The sequence below is a fragment of the Brucella sp. GW823-FHT04E01 genome (assembly GCF_058796175.1).
The window spans coordinates 393,537-414,188 of the sequence record NZ_JBXAIK010000001.1 but is presented as its reverse complement, the minus strand read 5'-3'; the positions used below and the strand labels follow the sequence as shown (position 1 = coordinate 414,188).

The following is a 20,652-nucleotide window of genomic DNA, read 5'->3' as shown; positions in this document are numbered from 1 at the left end:
GGGTGATCACAGCGGGATGGTGTCGTGCTTCTTCCACGGCGTGTTTTGCTGCTTGTTGCGCAGGCTGGCAAAAGCGCGGGCAATGCGGCGACGCGAGGAATGCGGCATGATGACTTCGTCGATGAACCCACGTTCAGCGGCCACGAACGGATTGGCGAAACGCTCCTCATATTCCTTCGTGCGCCCGGCGATTTTTTCGACATCACCCAGCTCGGAACGATAGAGAATTTCTGTTGCACCCTTGGCACCCATCACGGCGATTTCCGCCGTCGGCCAGGCATAATTGATATCAGCACCGATATGTTTTGAGGCCATCACATCATATGCGCCACCATAGGCCTTGCGGGTGATGAGCGTGACCATGGGAACAGTTGCCTGGCTATAAGCGAAGAGCAGTTTTGCGCCGTGCTTGATGACGCCGCCATATTCTTGCGCCGTGCCGGGCAGGAAGCCCGGAACATCCACAAGGGTCAGGATCGGGATATTGAAGGCGTCGCAAAAGCGAACGAACCGGGCAGCCTTGCGCGATGAATCGATATCGAGGCAACCGGCAAGCACCATGGGCTGGTTTGCAACGACACCGATAGTCTGACCATCCATACGGATGAAGCCGGTAATGATGTTCTTCGCGAAAGATTCCTGAATTTCGAAGAAATCGCTTTCGTCGGCCAGTGCGTGGATAAGCTCCTTCATATCGTAGGGCTTGGTGGCGCTATCTGGAATCAGTGTGTCGAGCCGCATTTCGAGCCGGGCCGGATCATCGAATACCGGGCGTACTGGTGGCTTCTCGCGATTGTTGAGCGGCAGGAAGTCGAACAGAATGCGGACCTGTTCCAGCGCTTCAATATCGTTCTCATAAGCGCCATCGGCGACCGATGACTTTCTGGTGTGGGTCGAGGCACCGCCCAGTTCCTCCGCGGTGACAATTTCGTTGGTGACGGTTTTCACCACGTCGGGACCCGTCACGAACATATATGAGCTGTCACGCACCATGAAGATGAAGTCGGTCATGGCTGGCGAATAGACTGCACCGCCTGCGCAAGGGCCCATAATGACCGAGATTTGCGGCACCACACCAGACGCATCCACATTGCGCTTGAACACGTCGGCATAGCCCGCGAGTGACGCGACGCCTTCCTGAATGCGCGCACCACCGGAATCGTTGAGGCCGATTACCGGCGCGCCGTTCTTCATGGCCATATCCATGATCTTGCAGATTTTCTGCGCATGGGTTTCGGACAATGAGCCGCCCAGAACGGTAAAATCCTGGCTGAATACATAGACCTGCCGGCCGTTGATCGTGCCCCAGCCCGTCACGACACCGTCGCCAGCGACCTTCTGCTTTTCCATGCCGAAGTCGGTGCAGCGATGCGTGACATACATATCGAACTCCTCAAACGATCCTTCGTCGAGAAGCACTTCGATCCTTTCGCGGGCAGTAAGCTTGCCTTTGCCATGCTGGGCATCGATACGGCGCTGACCACCGCCAAGGCGGGCTTCCGTACGGCGGGCTTCGAGTTGCTCAAGAAGTTCCTGCATAAAGTCCCCACTTTTGGGTGGCCTTTGGAAGGCGAGTTATGAAACTGAAAACATAGTCTTTTTCTCCTTCCTGCTTAAAATCCGAAGGCGTTCTGGAAAAGCTTGAAAAGGTGCGATTGTGTAAGATATAAATTTGCAAATAGCGAAATGCGAATTTGCGAAAATGGCACCGAGAAAACTTTATATCGGCAGAAAGATACGCGAAATACGCGAACAACATAAGGCAACCCAGTCGGGTTTCGCTGAACGCCTCGGTATTTCAACGAGTTATCTCAATCAGATCGAGAATAATCAGCGGCCTGTTTCCGCAGCCGTTTTGCTCGCGCTGGCTGAAAACTACCAGATCGATATAGGCGCCATTTCACTGGGGGATGATGATCGATTGCTTTCAGCTGTTTCCGAGGCACTGGCTGACCCCGTTTTCGACAATTACAAGCCGAACCTGCAGGAACTGAAGCTCATTACGCAAAATGCGCCGGGGCTGGCTCATGCGCTGATTGCCTGCCATCAGGCCTATCGCCGCAACAGCGAACAGCTCGCAAGTCTGGATAATCAGCTGGGTCGCGCTCCGTCTACTGCGGAGCCTGCGCCTTATGAGGAAGTTCGCGACTTTTTCCATTTTATCGACAATTACGTACATGAGATTGATATTGCGGCAGAAAAGCTGGCAGCGGAGCTAAACATTCCGGGTCGGGACATCGGTGTAGCCTTGCCGCAATATATGGCGGAGCACCACCGCGTGCACATTGCGCGGGCCGGGCCGGAGGAGGCAGTCCTGCGCCGGTTCGATCCTGCTGCACGGGTGCTTTATCTCAATCCTTATTCACCCGCTTCGACCCGCAATTTCCAGATCGCGTTCCAGATCGCCGAACTGGAAATGGAAGAACTGGTGAGCACGATTGCTGGACGAGCGGATTTTCGCTCTGCCGAGGCTGTTGAAATTTGCAAGATCGGCTTGCGCAATTATTTCGCCGGGGCGCTGATGCTGCCCTATCAGACATTCCTTTCAGCAGCCAAGGAGCTGCGCCATGATCTGGAGCTGTTGGCATCGCGTTTCGGGGCAAGTCTGGAACAGGTTGCACATCGGCTTAGCACCTTGCAGCGTTCCGGCCATCGGGGCGTACCGGTGTTTTTTGCTCGCATAGACAGGGCTGGAAACATCACGAAGCGACACAGCGCTGCCAAGCTGCAATTTGCGCGCTATGGTGCTGCGTGCCCGCTATGGAATGTGCATCAGGCATTCGAGACGCCGGGACGGATCATTCGGCAGCTTGCCGAAACGCCGGATGGTGCGCGCTATCTTTGCATTGCGACAGAACTGACCAAGAGCGAGGGGGGATTCAATGCACCTCAGCGGCGCTACGCTATCGCCCTTGGCTGTGAGGTGGCCTACGCGCAGGATTTTGTCTATGCGGATGGGCTCGACATCGCAGTGCGCTCTGCCTTCGATCCGATTGGCGTTTCCTGCCGTATCTGTGAACGCGCTGAATGTGTGCAGCGCGCCGTTCCGCCGCTTAAAAGCAGATTGGCGGTCGATCACGACCGCCGCGGAATATTGCCTTATCGGCTGCTCTAGATATTTGTCTAACGCGCATCTTATCCGAAAACCGTTTCACACTTTTCGGGATGCGCTCTGAATTTCAGAAGCCTGTATGTTCCTTGAGGAACTCGGTTTCCTCGTGGGTGGTATCGCGACCAAGCACCTTATTGCGATGGGGAAAGCGTCCAAAGCGTTCGATGATATCGTGATGCTGGCGGGCGAAACCGAGCGAGAACTCGTCGCCGAGCCTTTCATAAAGATCGACGCAGCGCTTCTGGTCGCTCAGATGCTCACTATGCATGAATGGCAGATAGAAAAACTGGCGTTGTTCGGGCGATAGTTTGCGGTCGAAATCGTGGTCGAGCGCCTGTGCCGCCACATCGCGGGCCAGCCCGTCACTCTCAAAAGAACGCGGTGAACCACGGAACATGTTGCGCGGAAACTGGTCGAACAGAATGGTGAGCGCAAGCGCGCTTTCTGGCTGCTGTTTCCAGTGTTCCAGCTTGTCGGCGCGAGCATCTTCGTAAGCCGTCAGAAATTTCTCACGAATTTCCGCGTCGATCTCATCACTTTTGCTGAACCAGTTTTCTCGCATCTTCGGCGAGAACCAGAAATCGAGAACGTCCTTGGGTTCGATAGCCATGACAGGCCTCCTTTCTGGTTTTACTGTGCCTTCTGGTTTGTAGCTTCCGGCTGCGGGCAGGGCGGTTCGCCCTTGAAATTGCGCGACATGCAGGCGAATCGATCAAAACTCTTGCCTGTATCCATGGCCGCCTTACCAGCTCCCCCGCATCCGGCAAGAACGGCCAGAGAAATCAGAATAGCGAAGTTTTTCATGGGGGTCCTTTCAGGGGCCATGTGGTCTGCTTCTATAATAGGGATCGTGATCTTCAGTCGCAACAGCGACTCCGATCAACTAGAGCGGTTCCAGTTAAAACGGGTTCACTGGAACCGCTCGATCTCTTTGTTTTCGCATTATCCTACGCAAAACTGCTTCGCACTTTTGCTGGAAATGCTCTAGCCTCTACCACGATAGTTGGGCACGCCTTGTTCCGGTATCCAGACGTTCTGCGGCGCCGCTCCGGTCTGAAAGAAAACGTCGATGGGAATACCGCCACGTGGATACCAGTAGCCGCCGATCCTGAGCCATTCCGGCTCCAGCAGTTCGACGAGGCGCTTGCCGATGGTTACCGTGCAATCTTCGTGAAATGCACCGTGATTGCGGAAGGAAAACAGGAACAGTTTCAGAGATTTGCTTTCCACCAGCCACTGGCCGGGAACATAGTCGATGACCAGATGCGCAAAGTCTGGCTGTCCCGTCATTGGGCATAGCGAGGTGAATTCAGGTGCGGTGAAGCGCACACAGTAAGGCGTTCCCGCTTGCGGATTTGCGACCCTTTCAAGGATGGCATCTCCCGGATTTTGTGGGATCGAAGCGTTGGAGCCGAGCTGCTTGAGATCGGAATATATCGTCTTTTCAGACATTTGCGTGCCTTTGTTTCAAGCCACGTCGCAGTCTTGCAGCGCTTGATTGCGCTCGTCCTTGTTTTGACCGGGTAGGCTGCGACCGGTGGCAAACTGCCAATGACCGGGAGCTAGCAGACCACAACCGTCTCGTAAAGAGTGCAAACAAAAGCCCGCGCATTGAGCGCGGGCACAAGTATCAGGCTGTTCTTGCTGTTCAGCGGCGATCAGAAATGGCGCACCCGATGGCAACGCCGATGAGAATACCGATAATTCCGGCAGTTCCGAAAAGGGTTGTGGCTGTGCCTGGGTTTTCGCGAACCGTTTCGGCAACGACCTGACCGCGTTCACGCACGGCCTGCGCGGCATGACGGAAACGACCGGACGCATCATCCATGACGTCCTCCGCGCGTTCTCTCAGCTCGCCAGAATGTGACGCCAGCGACTTTGAAAGGCGCTTCAGTTCAGTGCGCATATCGGCAATCTGCTTTTCGAGAGCCTGCTGGATGTCGTTCGTGATCTTTTCGTCGGCCATTTGAAGTCTCCGTTGAATTGATGACGATAAAACGAGTGAAAACGCGTTCGGTTCCATGCTGCGACAATGCGGTTAACAAACATGGTAAACCGCTCGTAAACCATTTTAATTTATCATTTTCGAATACAAGAACGATCTGGAGCGGGGCCAGAATGTATATCGAAAAAGATACGTTTGTCGGTGGCTGCGAGCCGGTAGCTGCGCGCGTTGTCCGTGCTGCTCAGTTGGCCCGGCAATGTATTGACCAGCTTCAGTCTGATCATGCTCGTGCACATGCAGAAGCCGCATTGACGCTTTTGCTTGATGATCCTTCCCCGAAAGTTCGCATGTCTATTGCAGATGTGCTTTCGACCAGCGTGCATTCGCCTTTGCATATCGTAACGGCGCTTGCAGCCGATCAACCGGAGGTGGCGGGATATATCCTTGCACGCTCAAGGCTTCTTAGCGACGCTGATCTGATTGATCGTGTGGCCTATAGCGCTCCATCGATGCAGGTTTTGATTGCCGCGCGCCCGCATGTTTCATTCGCAGTCGCGGCGGCAATCGCCGAAGTCGGGAATAATGAAGCTGTTGCTGAAATGCTCTTCAACAGCTGCGCCCGTATCGCCCCCGTTTCGTTTCGGCGCATCAGCGAGCGCTGCGGACATGATGCTGTCGTACGGGAAGCCTTGCTGGCCCATCCGCATCTTCCGGCTGAATGCCGTCATCTACTCGCAGTGAAAGTCGGAGAGGTTCTCCAATCTCTTCCACTGGTGAAATTGCTTCTGGGTCAACGCCGCGCCGATAAGGTTGTAGGCGATGCGACCGCTCGTGCCTCAATGCAACTGGCGGAAAACTGTTCACAAGAAGAACTCCCGGCGCTGGTCGAACATCTGCGTCTGCGCGGTGAAATCACGACCAGTTTTGTTATCCGTGCCGTTGCCGGAGGCCGTATAGATTTCTTCGCCAGCTTGCTGGGCGCGCTTTCCGATCTCGATGATAGGCGGATTTGTGCGATTATTTCGGGCGGACGTCCTGCTGCCCTTGCTGCGCTTCTTCGCTCTTCCGGATTGAGCGATGCCACGCATGCGCCCTTGATTGTTGCCATCGAGGCCTGGCGGGCGGTTGCTGCCGGGCGAAAGCGTATGGGCGCTGCGGAAATATCAGCACTCATGTGCGAGGCTGTCGGGGGCGGCCGATTTGCTGCTGCCAATGACGATCTGGCCGCATTGCTACGTTCGATCCATCTGGAATTCATGCGTGAAACGGCAGGCGACAGACTGAAGGCTATTCCCGCTGCCTGATCAGCCTTCTTGCCGGAAAGGGCGCATAAGGCTGAGGCCATAGCCAACAGCAATGCCAAATATGGCTCCGGCCGCCTTGAAAACAAAGTCTATGAACTCGCCGTGACGCCCAGGTGCCAAACGTTGCATCAGTTCGAAAAGTGCGGCGCAGCCGACTGTTAGCAGAAGAACACCCATCCAGTGGCGAGGATAGGCGAGGGCGAACAAGGCACCGACCAGAAAGAAAGCCGCAAACCGCTCTAGATCGACGGGCTCACCTGTCACGGGGCGGAATTTAATCGGGCTGATCGTAACTGCAAGGATGGCCAGAAGTATCATCCAGGCGCCAATGCGCAAAAATCGCTTCATGAAGAGCGCCTTTATTCATCCGTATGATCGCCGGGTGGTTCATCTTGCTTCGGATCGCCACAACGTTGGTACATTCGGTCGGTTATTGACTTTTTCAATGCGTTACCGAATGGCAACTCATAATGGGAAATGACATCGACGCCCATACACCATTTAACGTCGTGAGGCGACAGGGCATAATTGGTTTCGAGAAAGCCAAGCGCGTAATTCATGCCTTCGTCGCATTGCTCTGTCTGACAGAAATTACCGTCTCTGGCGAGCTGACGAATCGAACCTTCTCCGATCCTCACGACAATTGGTTCGACGGCAAATGGGGCCGCGCCTATCACAGCGATGACGACAAGTCCGATCAAGGTAAATTTTATAGAGCGCCGCATGAATCGCCATTTGTAACTGGTTTCCGCAAGTTCATAACGCATGAGCGGCAATATGATGGCAAGTCGCAATCCATGGGAAATCAGCGGAAATTAAGGGGTTTCAGCTCAATACCCTTTGGAAAAGCCTTCACCGTTTGTGGCGGTAAGTGAAATTGATTATTCCGGTTTTCGGCCAAATTGTAGCTAGATGTATTTTAGTTCGCATCGGTTTAATGTTGACTTTTACGTAAATGGGGGAGCACAACTTAGCCTCTGAACTCAATTCGGTTTAGAGGCTGGTCCGCTTGATATAAGGCAGGAATGTTGTGGTGCGCGAATATTATACGATCACAGAGTTGACGCGCGAGTTCGGTATTTCAACCCGTACTTTGCGCTTCTACGAAGATGAAGGCCTGATCGCTCCTGTGAGACGTGGCCGCACACGACTGTTCCGTCCCGCCGACCGTCATCTTCTCAAGCAGATTCTGCGTGGCAAGCGGCTTGGTTTTTCGATCGCCGAAATCCACGAAATCATCCAGATGTATCGTGAGCCGCCCGGCGAGACGGGGCAGCTGAAGCTGCTCATGAAGCGCGTTGAGGAAAAACGCGCCGATCTTCGCCAGAAGCGACGCGACATTGAGGAGACGCTGGGCGAACTCGACCAGATCGAGGAATCCTGCATCGAACGTCTTGCCGAACTGGGCGTCAATACCTGATCTGTTTTACTGAGTATCGGGCACCGGTGAGCACATTTGTGCGATATCCTGGACCGTGCTGTTGTTCTCCTGATCAATCTTGCCGCTAAAGACATCATCAAACAGTTTTGCCTTGTCCAACTCTGTTACGACACAGCCACAGAACTGCTGGCATAGCTGTTCGCTTCCGTTTTGCAGGCATGCAGCCACACAGGATTGCGTGAAAGCTTCTCGCGGTGTTGGCTGTGCCGGAGGCATCAGTTGTGAGAAGACATAAACTAGCGCGATCAGAACTGGCTGATGAATGAGATAAAAAGCCAGACTATGCCTGCCGATAAATGTCAGCGGCTTTTCAAGAAACTGGGGTTTGATCCCGCCAGCCAAGAGCTGAAGCCATCCAAAACGCTGAAACATGCGCGCCGCCGCCATGCCGATAAGGACAGCTCCGAACCAAGGAAACAGCGGCACATAATCGTTCGAACGCGGCGCTACGGTCGAAAGGCCGACCCAGCTGAGCGCGGGATTGTTGAAAATATCGGCGCTTGCGTAAAGTGGGGCGCTGATGACCAACGCTGCAATGATCAATGTTGCAATGGCGGGCAGCCGCAGGAAAATAAGACCGAGCACACTTGCCAGAGCGATCTGGTGAAGGATGCCGAAGAAGATGAAACTGTCCGGCGACATATACCATGTGACTGCTGAAATCGCGGCCGCAGCGATTACGATTTGTGTCAGCCGTTTCGCCATTGATTTCCAGCGAATCCCGTTGCCATGCGCCAGAACGAGGCTGAAGCCGACCAGAAACAGGAAGCTTGAAGCAATACAGCGGGCGAAAAGCTTCCAGCCCCCATGGGCAGTTGTGGCAGGCGCCATATAGCCGAAAAACTCAAGATCCCAGCCAAAATGGTAGATCGCCATGGCGATCAGCGCGATCCCACGCGCAATATCGATGCGCCCGAGACGAATACGGGACGAAGGTGCAATATCCTGGGGCGTGATGTTAGACATGGTTCCTTCCGGCCGGATAGCGCTATCCGGCGTTTTTCGATTCCCGGCAAATCTCTAACACAGGCTTTTGCAACACTATAGTATGCGGTCGCACACGGATTCGTGCTGGCATGGGCACGGACAGAGGGCTGGATATTGGAGAGCTTGATTGTTTTTTAGTCTGTCGAAGATTTTCTGGCTGTTTTTCCAACCTGTTACGATAATTCTCGTTCTTGTCCTGATTGCTTTTCTGGCCATATGGCGAGGTTCCCGACGGCTCAGTATGAGTGTGCTGGGGTTGTCTATCGCCATTCTGTTTTTTGCGGCTTTCACGACACTGGGTTCTGTTCTGCTTGCCCCGCTGGAGGATCGTTTCGCGAAGCCGGATGCAATGCCACGACATGTGGATGGGATCGTTGTTCTTGGCGGCTATATGAATGGCGACGTTAATGCCGGGCGCAAAGGTTTCGAGTTGAATAGCGCGGCCGACCGCATTTTCGAAGCGATGCGGCTGGCGAGATTATATCCAGACGCCAGGGTTATTGTTTCCGGAGGTGATGGAGCCTTTTTCGAAGAATCCGTCAAAGAGGCAGATAGCACGCGGCAGATGCTGGTAGATCTCGGCTTTTCCGGCGAACGTTACATCTATGAAAACAAGTCTCGGAACACGGTTGAGAATGCAATTTTCTCGAAAGAACTGGCCCAGCCCAAGCCCGGCGAAACGTGGCTTCTGGTGACTTCCGCATATCATATGCCGCGATCCGTTGGCTGCTTTCGCAAGGCGGATTTCGATATTGTCGCCTGGCCGGTAGACTACAAGACGCGCGCCAGCGAGCGTTTTGCCCTTTATCTCGAATCCCCGAATGAAGCGCTTTCGCGGTTCAGCGTGGCCATGCGTGAGTGGGTAGGACTTGCCGCTTACTGGTTGGCGGGCAAGACAGATATGCTTCTACCTCAACCCTGATGCCGCATTTCTGCCGTCACTTTAAAGCTTTTGTTAAGGTTATCTATTGGTAACTGATTGATAAAGAAAGCTTTCATGAGGTGGATGTTCAATCCAGAAAATTTATCGCCACAATTCAGTCGCTTTTCGCCGTTGCGTTCCGTTGTTCACGAAGCTATATGATCGGTAACAGCGTTGTGAAGGACGCTGTGTAAAAGAGTTGCACAACAAGGTTGCCAAAATCTCCATGGACGAAACCGTTCAAAAATCCTGCTGGGGCGTTACGCTCTGGGCAGTCGTTGGTCTCGCTGCTGTCATCCTCATGGCCTATCTGTTCTCCGTCTAGAGCATGTCTCCCGAAAGTGGGAACCGGTTTCGGGATAAAGACATGCGTGAAAACAAACGGATAGAGCATTTCCAATGAATCAAACAAAACAGGAAATGCTCTAGAAGTCAGGCGGCGTTACGTATTCCGGAAATTTGATGCCGCATTTCAGCATTCCGTTTGCGTTGATCCTTTCCTACACTATCTGATAGAGATACGCGGTTTCTGCGTTAGCGACTTTTTGCCGATTTTTGTCTAGAATGGACGATCAGGCAAATCGCGGGCGACGCTGCGATCAGGAATCAATCAGCCTTTATGACGGCTGCAGAAGGTGTGGAATGTTTCTGTCGGTTTTCGATCTTTACAAGATTGGCATTGGGCCTTCCAGTTCGCATACGATGGGCCCGATGACGGCTGCGCGCATGTTTCTCAATGAAATTATAGGCGGAAACTGGCCACGGCCTGCGCATTCGAAAATCCACCGGTTGAAAGCGAGCCTGCACGGCTCTCTTGCATATACCGGCGTCGGGCATGCGACGGATCGAGCCGTCATTCTGGGGCTCTGCGGTCATCTGCCGGATACGATTGATCCCGACATTATGGACGTTGAAGTAGAGAAGGTTTTTACCGAGAAGAAGGTGAAACCCGAAGGACATCTGGCCTATCATTTCGATCCGAAGGTCGATCTCGTACTGGATCGGAAGACTCCTTTGCCGGGGCACGCCAACGGCATGGCTTTCTCTGCATTCGATGCCGATGACAATCTTCTCTTGCGTCGGGCATACTTTTCCATCGGTGGCGGCTTTGTGGTGACCGAAGAAGAGCTGAGCCGCGTTCAGCGCAGCGGTGCAAAGCAGGACGACAAGGCTGATGTGCCGTTTCCGTTCCGTAGTGCTGCTGAGATGCTTGAGATGGCCCACGACAGCGGGCTGTCGATCGCCGAAATGAAGCGGGCCAATGAAGAAAAGCATATGGCACGCGGTGATCTGGATAATGGTCTCGATCGTATTTGGGGGGCCATGCGTGGCTGTATCGAGCGTGGACTGAGCCGGGACGGTGTCATGCCGGGTGGCCTGAATGTCCGTCGTCGTGCGCGACAGCTTCATGATAAGCTTCAGGATGACTGGCGCAATAATCGCAGCAACCCGCTTCTGGCAAATGACTGGCTTTCGGTTTACGCGATGGCGGTCAATGAAGAAAACGCGTCCGGCGGCCGGGTAGTCACCGCACCGACAAATGGTGCTGCAGGCGTTGTACCGGCGGTTCTGCGCTACTACTTGCATTTTCATGATGATGCCGATGAGAAAGGCATTCGCGATTTTCTCCTGACGTCTGCCGCAATTGGCGGTGTCATCAAGCACAACGCATCGATTTCTGGCGCGGAAGTTGGTTGTCAGGGCGAAGTAGGATCAGCATCGGCAATGGCGGCAGCGGGTCTTGCCGCTGTGCTTGGCGGATCGCCTGAGCAAATTGAAAATGCTGCTGAAATTGCGCTCGAACACCATCTTGGCATGACCTGCGACCCGGTTGCCGGGCTTGTACAGGTGCCGTGCATTGAACGTAATGCGCTTGGTGCGGTGAAGGCGGTGACCGCAGCGTCACTTGCTGTCAAGGGCGACGGCAAGCATTTTGTACCTCTCGACGCTTGTATCGAGACAATGCGCCAGACCGGTCACGATATGAGCGAGCGTTACAAGGAAACCAGTCAGGGTGGTCTCGCCGTCAACGTGGTCGCCTGTTGATTCGCAATTCTGGGCGGAATGCGATGCTTCAGGCTTGAAGCGCGCATTCGTCTTGGCTAAATCACCCCTATGGCTCTCAATCTCGTCAAACTTTGTGTCGGCTGCGACAGTATCGAAGATCTCGCGGCTTGGATCGATTTCCGTCTCGCTGAACAGCGTGCGGCCGGTTTGGTGCCGGAACAGTTTCACACAACGAGAATGGTTCCGAAACGGATCGATGAGCTGCTGGAAGGTGGCTCGCTCTACTGGGTTATCAAGGGCAACGTCCAATGCCGTCAGCGCCTGCTGGATGTTCGTCCATTTACAGATGAGCAGGGTATCAATCGCTGCCACCTTGTTCTCGAACCCAAGGTCATTCCGACTGAGTGGCAGCCACGCCGTGCCTTTCAGGGTTGGCGCTATCTGGCTGAAAATGAAGTTCCGCGTGATGAGGCTGCTGGTAAAGCGGGCAGGGCTGCCTTGCCTGCAGAATTGCGACAGGAGCTCGCGGCGCTGGGGTTGCTTTGAAGATTGACACACTCATGAAAAAGGGCCTGCCGGGTAACCGGCAGGCCCTTTTTCATTTCATCTGGTGTTCATTCAGTTTTCTATCGTCAGGCGCACAGAAACTCGGTCGAAATTCACCGGCAGGGTCATCCGCATGGAAGCCCGTGGCTGAACTAGTCGCTTGTTGCGGGCTGCATGAGAGACGAGCAGCCCGACCAGATCTTTGGTCTGAAAGCCGGTGCCTCGTCTTACATCGGCAATTCGCAGGGCAGCCTGCTTGAGGCCTTGCACCGAGAACAATGCACCGAAGGCTGAAGTCTTGCCTTCATCCTGTGTCCAGTCGGCCGTTTTGAACGGCGGCTGGCCGAAAGTTTCTCTCATATTTGACATCTCGAAACCCTCTACGCACTACAAATTCGGGTTTGAAGCTGGCAACGAGGGAGCAGAACCCCTCGCAATCGATTAGTTCGCGACTGCATAGCAGCCGAAGTTTTTCTTCTTCAGCGAGGCGCAGGCATCCCAAGCAGCCTGCTTGGAGGAGAAGCCAACAAAGCGCGCGCGGTAGAAAGTTGCGCTACCCTTGTTGAAGGTCTCGGTATAGGGCGACGCCGCACGCAGCGTGCCACCTGCCGTGGCAGAAGCCTTGGCAAGCATGTCCCGTGCCTGACCTTCGCTCGGGAGGGAGCCGATCTGGATAGCCCAGCCACCGGCAGCAGGGGCGGATGCCGTGGTGACCGGATCGACTTCCTGAGCCTGTGCAGACGGGACGGCGGCCTTTGGTGTGGGGCGGATCGCAGCCTGTGCGGCCAGCGCAGCAGGACGCGCGGTCGGTGCTGCAAGTGCCAGAACCTGAGGCTGGTCGCTATCGCCTTCACCGCTTTCGTTGTTGATGATGTCGTCCACGGCTGCAACCTGACGGGTTACAGGAACAGGGGCATTCTTGGCCTTGGGAAGATCGATCGAAGCAACGACCTGCGGTGCATCGTTGCGCATGGCGACGAGCGGTGCAGCGTTACGGCTACGCGTTGCCATAGGAAGATATTTGCGGATGAGCTGAGTCATATGGGCGTCGCGGCTTGCACCGGTATTGCCGCCCATGACCACCGCTACGAGCCTGCGGCCATCCAGACTGACTGAAGAGGCCAGATTGTAACCGGATGCATTGGTGTAGCCGGTCTTGATGCCGTCCACGCCTTCAACGCGACCGAGTAAACGGTTGTGACCGTTGATGGTCTGTCCGCGGAAAACGAAGCTGCGGCGGGAGAAATAGGAGAATTCGTTCGGGAAATGCTGGCGAAGTGCGATGCTGAGAATCGCCATGTCGCGTGCAGTCGTATGCTGCGCCATGTTCGGCAGACCCGATGCGTTACGGAACGTCGTGTTACGCATGCCAAGACGACGAGCCTTTGCTGTCATCATCTGCGCAAAGCGCTCTTCGGAGCCGCCGATATATTCGCCGACGGCAGTTGCCACGTCATTGGCCGACTTTGTGATCATGGCCAGCGCTGCATCTTCAGCACGAATGCTTTGCCCCGAACGGAAGCCGATTTTCGTGGGCGGACGTGCGGCGGCATAGGCGGACACCGGGATACGCGTGTCCTTGTTCATGCGTCCTGCCTGCATTGCCTCGAAAAGCATATACAGAGTCATCATTTTGGTGAGGGAAGCTGGATAGCGCTGTGCATCCGCATTCGAGGCAAACAGCGTTTTGCCGGTGTTCGCATCGATCACGATCGCTGCATATCTATCGCTAGCCGCTATCGCCGGTATCGTTGTCGAAGCTGTCGAACACCCCGTTACAACTGCAAGAAGAAGGGTGGCTTGCGCCGCTCTTTTCAAGGCATATGCGACTTTACTAAATGCGGTACGCACGATGATGACCTACCTGTATCCCGGATTTTTTGAACTGCGACACAAAAGGCACACAGCGTCTAATTCGGTGATCCTACTGCCATCAGCGTTACCAATCCGTTTATGGTAACCGTGTTGTTCATAAATTTCGGAAAAATTTTGAGGAAGCCGTAACGCTGACAGTCCGTTCAGGCCCGGTGCGTTGCGAACGTTCACGCAGATGTGTCAATGAAATGCGGTGTTCGTATCAGGGGAAGGCAGTGGTGTCACAACACAAAAAAACCCGCTTGCGCGAGTTTAGTTTTGCTGCTGCCTTGTTTGGGTGGAAGGGGAGAGGCAGCCTCTAGAAATGAGCGGGTTTTAAAAAGTATGTTCTGTTAGTAGCCCTAATGCATTTATTAATGTTTTGATTATGTGAGAAAATTAGTACTTTTTTCGTATTCGTGAAACCGCAATTTGTGTTCCGCTTTTTATAGGGTCGAGTTTATTAGGTCCAATTATTAGTACCTATATTATTTGGCAGCGAAGTGCTCCGGCTATTTTACATAGAGCTGTTTTGTCATGACCTATCGTTCGGACGACATCATATAACTGTGTCAAGCCTCGTTATTGCAATAAGTCCCGGTTGCAAGTGCCAATGAAGGGCTTAAAATCACCACATGACGACCTACATAATAGGGCAAGTTGGGTCAGGCAGATGGGCATCCGGGTAATAGGTTTCATGAGGCATCTCGATATAGTCATGCAAAGCAAGACTGACGGCGGAAATGGTCCGGAAAACGGCACCGTTGTAGTTACGCGTACACAGCCGAAAACCAAGAAGCCCAGCCTCTATCGTGTCCTGCTCCTCAATGACGACTACACACCCATGGAGTTCGTCGTTCATGTCCTGCAGCGGTTTTTCCAGAAGAACCAGGATGATGCCACGCGCATCATGCTGCATGTTCACAATCACGGGGTCGGCGAGTGCGGCGTATTTACATACGAAGTCGCCGAAACCAAAGTTAGCCAGGTCATGGATTTCGCCCGCCAAAACCAGCATCCGCTGCAATGCGTGATGGAGAAAAAGTGAGGTCATATGCCATCGTTCTCCCCAAGCCTTGAAAGGGCCCTGCATCAAGCCCTCACAATTGCAAACGAGCGGCATCACGAATATGCGACGCTCGAACATCTTTTGCTTGCCTTGATCGACGATCAGGATGCGGGCGCAGTGATGCGTGCCTGCAGCGTCGACCTTGAGCATCTCAAACGTATCGTTACCGACTATATTGATCGCGAACTTGATAATCTCGTCACGGGTTATGACGAAGATTCCAAGCCAACTGCCGCTTTCCAGCGCGTCATTCAGCGCGCGGTCATTCATGTGCAATCCTCGAACCGTGAGGAAGTAACCGGTGCCAACGTGCTGGTTGCCATTTTTGCGGAACGGGAAAGTCATGCTGCCTATTTCCTCCAGGAGCAGCAGATGACACGTTATGATGCCGTGAACTATATTTCGCATGGCATCTCCAAGCGCCCGCAGAACAGCGAAACTCGCCCGCCGCGCGGCGCAGAGAGCGCAAGTGAAGAACGCACCAGCACAGAACAGGAGGAAAGCGCCAAGAAGAAGCAGGACGCCCTGTCTGCCTATTGCGTCAATCTGAATGAGAAGGCCAAGGCCGGGCGTATCGATCCGCTGATCGGTCGTGACAGCGAAATCAGCCGCACCATTCAGGTACTCTGCCGTCGTTCGAAGAACAACCCGCTTTATGTGGGAGATCCCGGCGTCGGCAAGACTGCGATTGCCGAAGGTCTTGCCAAGCGGATCGTTGAAGGACAGGTGCCTGAAGCGCTTGCCGATGCGACGATATTCTCGCTCGACATGGGCACACTTCTGGCTGGCACCCGCTATCGCGGTGACTTCGAAGAGCGTCTGAAGCAGGTCGTCAAGGAGCTCGAAGAGTATCCGGGTGCGGTTCTGTTCATCGACGAGATTCATACAGTCATCGGGGCTGGCGCCACTTCGGGCGGCGCGATGGATGCATCGAACCTGTTGAAACCGGCGCTTTCATCGGGTGCTATCCGCTGCATCGGATCGACGACCTATAAGGAATATCGTCAGTTCTTCGAGAAAGACCGTGCCTTGGTGCGTCGCTTCCAGAAGATAGATGTCAATGAGCCTTCGATCCCGGATGCGATTGAAATCATGAAGGGGCTGAAGCCCTATTTCGAGGATTTCCATAAGGTCAAGTACACGGTCGATGCCATCAAGACGGCAGTGGAACTTTCTGCGCGTTATATTTCGGATCGCAAATTGCCAGACAAGGCAATTGATGTGATTGACGAAACAGGTGCCAGCCAGATGCTATTGCCTGAGAACAAGCGCAAGAAGACCATCGGCGTGAAGGAAATCGAAGCGACAATCGCAACGATGGCCCGTATTCCGCCGAAGTCGGTATCGAAGGATGATGAACAGGTTCTCTCGCATCTGGATGCTGAACTGAAGCGTGTCGTTTACGGTCAGGATCTGGCCATCGAAGCGCTGTCAGCGTCGATCAAGCTCGCCCGTGCGGGATTGCGCGAACCGGACAAGCCAATCGGCTCGTACCTGTTCTCCGGCCCGACCGGCGTCGGCAAGACGGAAGTCGCCAAACAGCTGGCAAGTTCGTTGGGCGTGGAACTCCTGCGTTTCGATATGTCGGAATATATGGAGCGCCACACCGTATCGCGGCTCATCGGTGCGCCTCCCGGCTATGTTGGCTTCGATCAGGGCGGACTCCTGACCGATGGCGTCGATCAGCATCCGCATTGCGTGCTGCTGCTTGATGAGATCGAGAAGGCACACCCCGATCTGTTCAACATCTTGTTGCAGGTAATGGATCATGGCTCGCTGACCGATCACAACGGCAAGAAGATCGACTTCCGCAATGTGATCCTGATCATGACCACCAATGCCGGTGCGTCGGATATGGCGAAGGCAGCAATCGGCTTCGGTTCCACGCGTCGCGAAGGCGATGACATGGAAGCGATCAACCGCTTGTTCACGCCTGAGTTCCGTAACCGACTGGATGCGATCATTCCGTTCGGTCCGTTGCCGGTTCCCGTCATTCATCAGGTTGTGCAGAAGTTTGTGCTTCAGCTTGAAGCTCAGCTTGCTGAGCGCGGCGTGACCTTCGAACTGACCGAAGGCGCAATCGCCTGGCTTGCTGACAAGGGTTACGACGAGCGCATGGGCGCACGTCCGCTTGCCCGGGTTATCCAGGAACACATCAAGAAGCCATTGGCTGATGAGGTGCTCTTCGGAAAACTCAAGCATGGTGGCACGGTCCGTGTGGACGTCGTGACGAAACCGGACGGCAAGACCGATCTTTCGCTGGAAAGCGTGGCTGATAAGCCGGTAAGTCCGAAGAAGGACATTCCGGCTGAGAAGAAGCAGCTGCAACGCAAGAAGGCTGCGCCGAAGAAGGCAGAGAAGGAGAAGGTGCTGGCGGGCAAGGACGAACCGGCGCCGAAATCTTCCTCGAAGTCCTCGGCGGCCAAATCTTCGGTGCCAAAAGTGCCACGTAAGAAGTAACAAGCAAGCGGAACGGCCCTCTCTGAGGGCCGTTTTGTTGTGAACATGAGGTTGGTGTGAAGGAAAACTGAGTTTTTCCGATCTGAGCGGTAAAAACCGGGTGCAACTTGCTCGGACCTTGCTCTAACGTGACTCCATGCCACCGATTCATTCCGATTATCCTGAGCAAAATTCAGAAGACCATCGTCACCTGCGATGGTTCTTGCGCGGCTGCACACGCATTTGCAGCATTCCAGCTCTATTGTTGATGAGTTCGTTTATCGGTTTTGCGGGACTGGCAATTGAAAGCGGCATCACCGTTGTTCAAGCCGTCTTTATGACTCTGACCATCTGGGCGCTTCCGGCAAAGGTCGTTCTGATCGGAGCGATCAGTGCAGGTGTGGCTTTGCCTGCCGCGGCTCTCGCAGTGGGACTTTCGTCCGTGCGTTTGATGCCAATGGTGGTCGCGCTGCTTCCCGAGTTGCAGGGACCGAAAACGCGAAAACTGACGCTCGCTGCTCTGTGTCATTTCGTTGCCGTCACCGCCTGGGTCATGGCCATGGAGGAGCTGCGCAAGATCCCGCGTGATATGCGGACGAGCTATTTTGCGGGGATCGGTATGGTTCTGGTGGGAACCAATGCGATTGTCGTTGCTATCGTCTATTCGTTATCGACGTCTTTTCCGCCAATTGTTTTCGCGGCACTTTTCATGCTGACGCCGATGTATTTTCTGACGTCGCTCTGGCGTTCAGCCAGAGAAAGGGCAGGGCAGGCCGCAATGATTTCCGGGATCGTTCTATTCCCCATATTTCATCATCTGACTCCTGGATATGACCTGCTGATCACGGGGGTTCTCGGTGGGCTGATAGCGTTCGGTTTTCACCGGATGCGCCGCGTATCGGTGGGGGCAACTGAATGAATTGGGACAGCTTTTCGACCTGGTGGTGGCCGTTTCTGTTTATCCTCCTGGCTGGAGCGCTTCCAACCTATCTGTTTCGGCTGATGGGGGTGCTGGTTGGTGGGCGCGTGCGGGAGGATTCAGAAGTTCTCGTTTTCGTGCGCTGCGTCGCAACTGCGCTGGTTGCAGGCGTTATCGCGCAGCTTATTCTCTATCCTAATGGAGAACTGGCCAATTCGCCGCTCTGGCTCCGCGCTGGTTCCGCCGCGGCAGGATTTGCCGCCTTTCTCATTACCGGTAAGCGATTGCTCGTCGGCGTGCTCGTTGCGGAAATCCTGCTGGTAATCGGCCTGCTTACACTTTGAAAGTGTGAGTCTTATCAGAGCGCTGCACGAATCTTTTCAGCGTTTGCGGAAAGAACCGCCGCGTCTTCCATCTGTCCGGTATGGGGCTTGAGCGCCACGCCTTCAAAGCGCGGGATCACATGAAAGTGCAGATGATAGACGGTCTGGCCGGATGCCGGTTCGTTGAACTGCATGACGGTTACGCCATCGGCATTGAATGCCTTCTTCACTGCCTGCGCGATTTTCTGCACCACTTGAACAACATTCGCGAGGGTTTCCGGCTTGGCATCGAGCAGATTGCGGGAAGCAGTCTTTGGCACAACCAGCGTGTGGCCCGTGCCTTGCGGCATCGCATCCATGAAAGCAACGACGTCATCGGTTTCGTAAACACGGGTGGACGGGATTTCGCCGCGCAGAATTTTGGCGAAGATATTGTTGTCGTCATAGGTGGCGGACATGTGATTCTCTCCAATGCGAAAATGTTTGACAGGATCAGACCGTATCAAGTCGCGTTAGGCAAGGTGGATAGAGCGAGCGCATCCCGAAAGGTGTGAAGCGGCTTTCGGATGAGATGCGCGTCAAAACAAGCAATCAGAGCGCATCCCTGAATGGCGAGTGTTCTTCCAGGGCGTCCTGAATTTGTTCGACTTCGCGACGTTCATGATCGAGATAGTCCCGTACGGCGTTCCGAAAGCCTTCATGGGCAATATAATGCGCTGAATGGGTTGTTACCGGCACATAACCGCGGGCGATTTTGTGCTCGCCCTGTGCTCCAGCTTCCACGACGCTGAGCTTTCGATCAATCGCAAAATCGATTGCCTGATGATAGCAAACCTCGAAATGCAGGTATGGGTGATCTTCGATGCAGCCCCAATGACGGCCGAAAAGTGTATCACCACCGATGAAGTTGATCGCGCCGGCAATGTAATGTCCGTTGCGTTTGGCCATGACGAGCAGAATGTCTTCCGCCATGGTTTCGCCGATCCGCGAAAAGAACTGCCTGTTCAGATAGGGCCGTCCCCATTTGCGGCTACCGGTATCCGTATAAAACGCGAAGAAGTCGTCCCAGACTGATTCCGTGAGGTCGCTGCCGGTCAACCAGTCGATTTCGATGCCATCCGACAAGGCTTCACGTCGTTCTTTCTTTAACGCCTTGCGTTTCCGAGATACCAGCTCATTCAGAAAATCATCGTAGCTTTTAAAGCCATTGTTTTTAAAGTGAAACTGCTGATCCGTGCGATGAAGAAACCCTGCGCGCTCAAGCGCGGTGATCTCATCTGGCAGTGCAAATGTGACATGCGCTGATGAGACGCCGGATTGATCAGCCAGTTCCCGCAGTCCGCCAGCCAGCGCCAGTCGAACGGTTTCGCTTTCATAGGCAATGTGATTGAGGAGGCGCGGACCGGTAGCCGGTGTAAACGGCACTGCGGCCTGAAATTTTGGATAGTATCGACCACCGGCGCGCTCGAAAGCATCAGCCCATCCATGGTCGAAGACATATTCTCCCTGACTATGCCCCTTGAGATAGTTCGGCACGGCTCCGATGAGGCGGCCTTGATCATCTTCAAGGCGCAAATGGCGCGGAAGCCAGCCCGCTTTTCGTGAAACCGAGCCTGATTCTTCCAGAGCCAGCAGGAAGTTGCGAGTAATGAAGGGATTGTAATGCGCGTCCTGCCGGGAAGCCCCGACAAGACTGTTCCATTCGTCTGCCGTGAATTCGCTGATATTCTCAACGACACGGAGAACAAAGCTTTGCTCATTCTGCGGATCTTCGTCGTTCACCG

Annotated in this window: 22 protein-coding genes; 10 read left to right on the top strand and 12 right to left on the bottom strand. The window is 54.3% G+C overall.

Annotated features, from left to right (window positions below; all coding sequences use genetic code 11):
* Window positions 1-6: 6 nt before the first annotated feature.
* Complete coding sequence (locus tag AC1RHM_RS02125; protein ID WP_010659950.1) at window positions 7-1,539, bottom strand: acyl-CoA carboxylase subunit beta; 1,533 nt, start codon at window positions 1,537-1,539, stop codon at window positions 7-9.
* Between the two features lie 163 nt (window positions 1,540-1,702).
* On the opposite strand from AC1RHM_RS02125, the gene AC1RHM_RS02120 reads away from it, so the two are divergent.
* Window positions 1,703-3,115 carry a helix-turn-helix domain-containing protein gene (locus AC1RHM_RS02120; protein ID WP_010659951.1) on the top strand — a complete coding sequence of 471 codons (1,413 nt, stop codon included), beginning with the start codon at window positions 1,703-1,705 and terminating at the stop codon, window positions 3,113-3,115.
* Window positions 3,116-3,179: 64 nt separating this feature from the next.
* On the opposite strand, the gene AC1RHM_RS02115 is transcribed toward AC1RHM_RS02120, so the two are convergent.
* The 4 genes from AC1RHM_RS02115 to AC1RHM_RS02100 form a co-directional block, all read right to left on the bottom strand.
* Complete coding sequence (locus tag AC1RHM_RS02115) at window positions 3,180-3,722, bottom strand: DUF924 family protein (protein WP_010659952.1); 543 nt, start codon at window positions 3,720-3,722, stop codon at window positions 3,180-3,182.
* A 20-nt stretch (window positions 3,723-3,742) separates the two neighbouring features.
* Window positions 3,743-3,916 carry a hypothetical protein gene (locus tag AC1RHM_RS02110; protein ID WP_010659953.1) on the bottom strand — a complete coding sequence of 58 codons (174 nt, stop codon included), beginning with the start codon at window positions 3,914-3,916 and terminating at the stop codon, window positions 3,743-3,745.
* 180 nt (window positions 3,917-4,096) lie between these two features.
* The gene (gene queF / locus AC1RHM_RS02105) at window positions 4,097-4,564 is read right to left on the bottom strand and encodes a preQ(1) synthase (protein WP_010659955.1); all 468 of its coding nucleotides are present in this window, start codon (window positions 4,562-4,564) and stop codon (window positions 4,097-4,099) included.
* Window positions 4,565-4,760: 196 nt separating this feature from the next.
* Window positions 4,761-5,078: an ElaB/YgaM/YqjD family protein gene (locus tag AC1RHM_RS02100; RefSeq protein WP_010659956.1), complete on the bottom strand. Its 318-nt coding sequence runs from the start codon at window positions 5,076-5,078 to the stop codon at window positions 4,761-4,763.
* 152 nt (window positions 5,079-5,230) lie between these two features.
* On the opposite strand from AC1RHM_RS02100, the gene AC1RHM_RS02095 reads away from it, so the two are divergent.
* On the top strand, window positions 5,231-6,361 hold the full coding sequence (locus AC1RHM_RS02095) for a DUF2336 domain-containing protein (protein ID WP_010659957.1): 1,131 nt from the start codon (window positions 5,231-5,233) through the stop codon (window positions 6,359-6,361).
* On the opposite strand, the gene AC1RHM_RS02090 is transcribed toward AC1RHM_RS02095, so the two are convergent.
* Both AC1RHM_RS02090 and AC1RHM_RS02085 read right to left on the bottom strand, forming a co-directional pair.
* A complete protein-coding gene (locus AC1RHM_RS02090; RefSeq protein WP_010659958.1) occupies window positions 6,362-6,709 on the bottom strand; it encodes a VanZ family protein in 348 nt (115 codons plus the stop codon).
* Window positions 6,710-6,720: 11 nt separating this feature from the next.
* Window positions 6,721-7,086 (bottom strand): hypothetical protein, encoded by a 366-nt coding sequence (locus tag AC1RHM_RS02085; RefSeq protein WP_010659959.1) that lies wholly within the window; start codon window positions 7,084-7,086, stop codon window positions 6,721-6,723.
* A 308-nt stretch (window positions 7,087-7,394) separates the two neighbouring features.
* Between AC1RHM_RS02085 and AC1RHM_RS02080 the strand changes: the two genes are divergently transcribed.
* A complete protein-coding gene (locus AC1RHM_RS02080; protein WP_010659960.1) occupies window positions 7,395-7,781 on the top strand; it encodes a MerR family transcriptional regulator in 387 nt (128 codons plus the stop codon).
* 6 nt (window positions 7,782-7,787) lie between these two features.
* On the opposite strand, the gene AC1RHM_RS02075 is transcribed toward AC1RHM_RS02080, so the two are convergent.
* Window positions 7,788-8,768 carry a heparan-alpha-glucosaminide N-acetyltransferase gene (locus tag AC1RHM_RS02075; RefSeq protein WP_036577842.1) on the bottom strand — a complete coding sequence of 327 codons (981 nt, stop codon included), beginning with the start codon at window positions 8,766-8,768 and terminating at the stop codon, window positions 7,788-7,790.
* 148 nt (window positions 8,769-8,916) lie between these two features.
* Between AC1RHM_RS02075 and AC1RHM_RS02070 the strand changes: the two genes are divergently transcribed.
* The 3 genes from AC1RHM_RS02070 to AC1RHM_RS02060 all read left to right on the top strand — a co-directional run bounded on the left by AC1RHM_RS02070 (window position 8,917) and on the right by AC1RHM_RS02060 (window position 12,264).
* Entirely contained in the window at window positions 8,917-9,711 is a 795-nt protein-coding gene (locus AC1RHM_RS02070; protein ID WP_010659962.1) for a YdcF family protein, read from the top strand.
* Window positions 9,712-10,353: 642 nt separating this feature from the next.
* Entirely contained in the window at window positions 10,354-11,757 is a 1,404-nt protein-coding gene (locus AC1RHM_RS02065) for an L-serine ammonia-lyase (RefSeq protein WP_010659964.1), read from the top strand.
* Window positions 11,758-11,826: 69 nt separating this feature from the next.
* On the top strand, window positions 11,827-12,264 hold the full coding sequence (locus tag AC1RHM_RS02060) for a DUF1489 family protein (protein ID WP_010659965.1): 438 nt from the start codon (window positions 11,827-11,829) through the stop codon (window positions 12,262-12,264).
* A gap of 72 nt (window positions 12,265-12,336) precedes the next feature.
* Here AC1RHM_RS02060 and AC1RHM_RS02055 read toward each other — a convergent pair whose 3' ends face one another.
* Window positions 12,337-12,633 carry a hypothetical protein gene (locus AC1RHM_RS02055; protein ID WP_010659966.1) on the bottom strand — a complete coding sequence of 99 codons (297 nt, stop codon included), beginning with the start codon at window positions 12,631-12,633 and terminating at the stop codon, window positions 12,337-12,339.
* Window positions 12,634-12,705: 72 nt separating this feature from the next.
* On the bottom strand, window positions 12,706-14,115 hold the full coding sequence (locus AC1RHM_RS02050) for a D-alanyl-D-alanine carboxypeptidase family protein (protein WP_012091945.1): 1,410 nt from the start codon (window positions 14,113-14,115) through the stop codon (window positions 12,706-12,708).
* 721 nt (window positions 14,116-14,836) lie between these two features.
* On the opposite strand from AC1RHM_RS02050, the gene clpS reads away from it, so the two are divergent.
* The 4 genes from clpS to AC1RHM_RS02030 all read left to right on the top strand — a co-directional run bounded on the left by clpS (window position 14,837) and on the right by AC1RHM_RS02030 (window position 18,889).
* Window positions 14,837-15,166, top strand: coding sequence for an ATP-dependent Clp protease adapter ClpS (gene clpS, locus AC1RHM_RS02045; protein WP_061346484.1), 330 nt, complete (start codon window positions 14,837-14,839; stop codon window positions 15,164-15,166).
* A gap of 6 nt (window positions 15,167-15,172) precedes the next feature.
* On the top strand, window positions 15,173-17,647 hold the full coding sequence (clpA, locus tag AC1RHM_RS02040) for an ATP-dependent Clp protease ATP-binding subunit ClpA (protein ID WP_010659969.1): 2,475 nt from the start codon (window positions 15,173-15,175) through the stop codon (window positions 17,645-17,647).
* Between the two features lie 247 nt (window positions 17,648-17,894).
* A complete protein-coding gene (locus AC1RHM_RS02035; RefSeq protein ID WP_010659970.1) occupies window positions 17,895-18,545 on the top strand; it encodes an AzlC family ABC transporter permease in 651 nt (216 codons plus the stop codon).
* The gene (locus AC1RHM_RS02030; protein WP_010659971.1) at window positions 18,542-18,889 is read left to right on the top strand and encodes an AzlD domain-containing protein; all 348 of its coding nucleotides are present in this window, start codon (window positions 18,542-18,544) and stop codon (window positions 18,887-18,889) included. Before AC1RHM_RS02035 ends, AC1RHM_RS02030 begins: the two co-directional genes overlap by 4 nt.
* A 14-nt stretch (window positions 18,890-18,903) precedes the next feature.
* On the opposite strand, the gene AC1RHM_RS02025 is transcribed toward AC1RHM_RS02030, so the two are convergent.
* On the bottom strand, window positions 18,904-19,326 hold the full coding sequence (locus AC1RHM_RS02025; protein WP_010659972.1) for an HIT family protein: 423 nt from the start codon (window positions 19,324-19,326) through the stop codon (window positions 18,904-18,906).
* Between the two features lie 133 nt (window positions 19,327-19,459).
* On the bottom strand, window positions 19,460-20,650 hold the full coding sequence (locus AC1RHM_RS02020) for a GNAT family N-acetyltransferase (RefSeq protein ID WP_010659973.1): 1,191 nt from the start codon (window positions 20,648-20,650) through the stop codon (window positions 19,460-19,462).
* Window positions 20,651-20,652: the final 2 nt, after the last annotated feature.

Coding starts and splice junctions, on each gene's coding strand:
- AC1RHM_RS02125 (WP_010659950.1), bottom strand. CDS start 1,539: ATGCAGGAACTTCTTGAGCAACTCGAAGCCCGCCGTACGGAAGCCCGC.
- AC1RHM_RS02120 (WP_010659951.1), top strand. CDS start 1,703: ATGGCACCGAGAAAACTTTATATCGGCAGAAAGATACGCGAAATACGC.
- AC1RHM_RS02115 (WP_010659952.1), bottom strand. CDS start 3,722: ATGGCTATCGAACCCAAGGACGTTCTCGATTTCTGGTTCTCGCCGAAG.
- AC1RHM_RS02110 (WP_010659953.1), bottom strand. CDS start 3,916: ATGAAAAACTTCGCTATTCTGATTTCTCTGGCCGTTCTTGCCGGATGC.
- queF (WP_010659955.1), bottom strand. CDS start 4,564: ATGTCTGAAAAGACGATATATTCCGATCTCAAGCAGCTCGGCTCCAAC.
- AC1RHM_RS02100 (WP_010659956.1), bottom strand. CDS start 5,078: ATGGCCGACGAAAAGATCACGAACGACATCCAGCAGGCTCTCGAAAAG.
- AC1RHM_RS02095 (WP_010659957.1), top strand. CDS start 5,231: ATGTATATCGAAAAAGATACGTTTGTCGGTGGCTGCGAGCCGGTAGCT.
- AC1RHM_RS02090 (WP_010659958.1), bottom strand. CDS start 6,709: ATGAAGCGATTTTTGCGCATTGGCGCCTGGATGATACTTCTGGCCATC.
- AC1RHM_RS02085 (WP_010659959.1), bottom strand. CDS start 7,086: ATGCGGCGCTCTATAAAATTTACCTTGATCGGACTTGTCGTCATCGCT.
- AC1RHM_RS02075 (WP_036577842.1), bottom strand. CDS start 8,768: ATGTCTAACATCACGCCCCAGGATATTGCACCTTCGTCCCGTATTCGT.
- AC1RHM_RS02065 (WP_010659964.1), top strand. CDS start 10,354: ATGTTTCTGTCGGTTTTCGATCTTTACAAGATTGGCATTGGGCCTTCC.
- AC1RHM_RS02060 (WP_010659965.1), top strand. CDS start 11,827: ATGGCTCTCAATCTCGTCAAACTTTGTGTCGGCTGCGACAGTATCGAA.
- AC1RHM_RS02055 (WP_010659966.1), bottom strand. CDS start 12,633: ATGTCAAATATGAGAGAAACTTTCGGCCAGCCGCCGTTCAAAACGGCC.
- clpS (WP_061346484.1), top strand. CDS start 14,837: ATGCAAAGCAAGACTGACGGCGGAAATGGTCCGGAAAACGGCACCGTT.
- clpA (WP_010659969.1), top strand. CDS start 15,173: ATGCCATCGTTCTCCCCAAGCCTTGAAAGGGCCCTGCATCAAGCCCTC.
- AC1RHM_RS02035 (WP_010659970.1), top strand. CDS start 17,895: ATGAGTTCGTTTATCGGTTTTGCGGGACTGGCAATTGAAAGCGGCATC.
- AC1RHM_RS02030 (WP_010659971.1), top strand. CDS start 18,542: ATGAATTGGGACAGCTTTTCGACCTGGTGGTGGCCGTTTCTGTTTATC.
- AC1RHM_RS02025 (WP_010659972.1), bottom strand. CDS start 19,326: ATGTCCGCCACCTATGACGACAACAATATCTTCGCCAAAATTCTGCGC.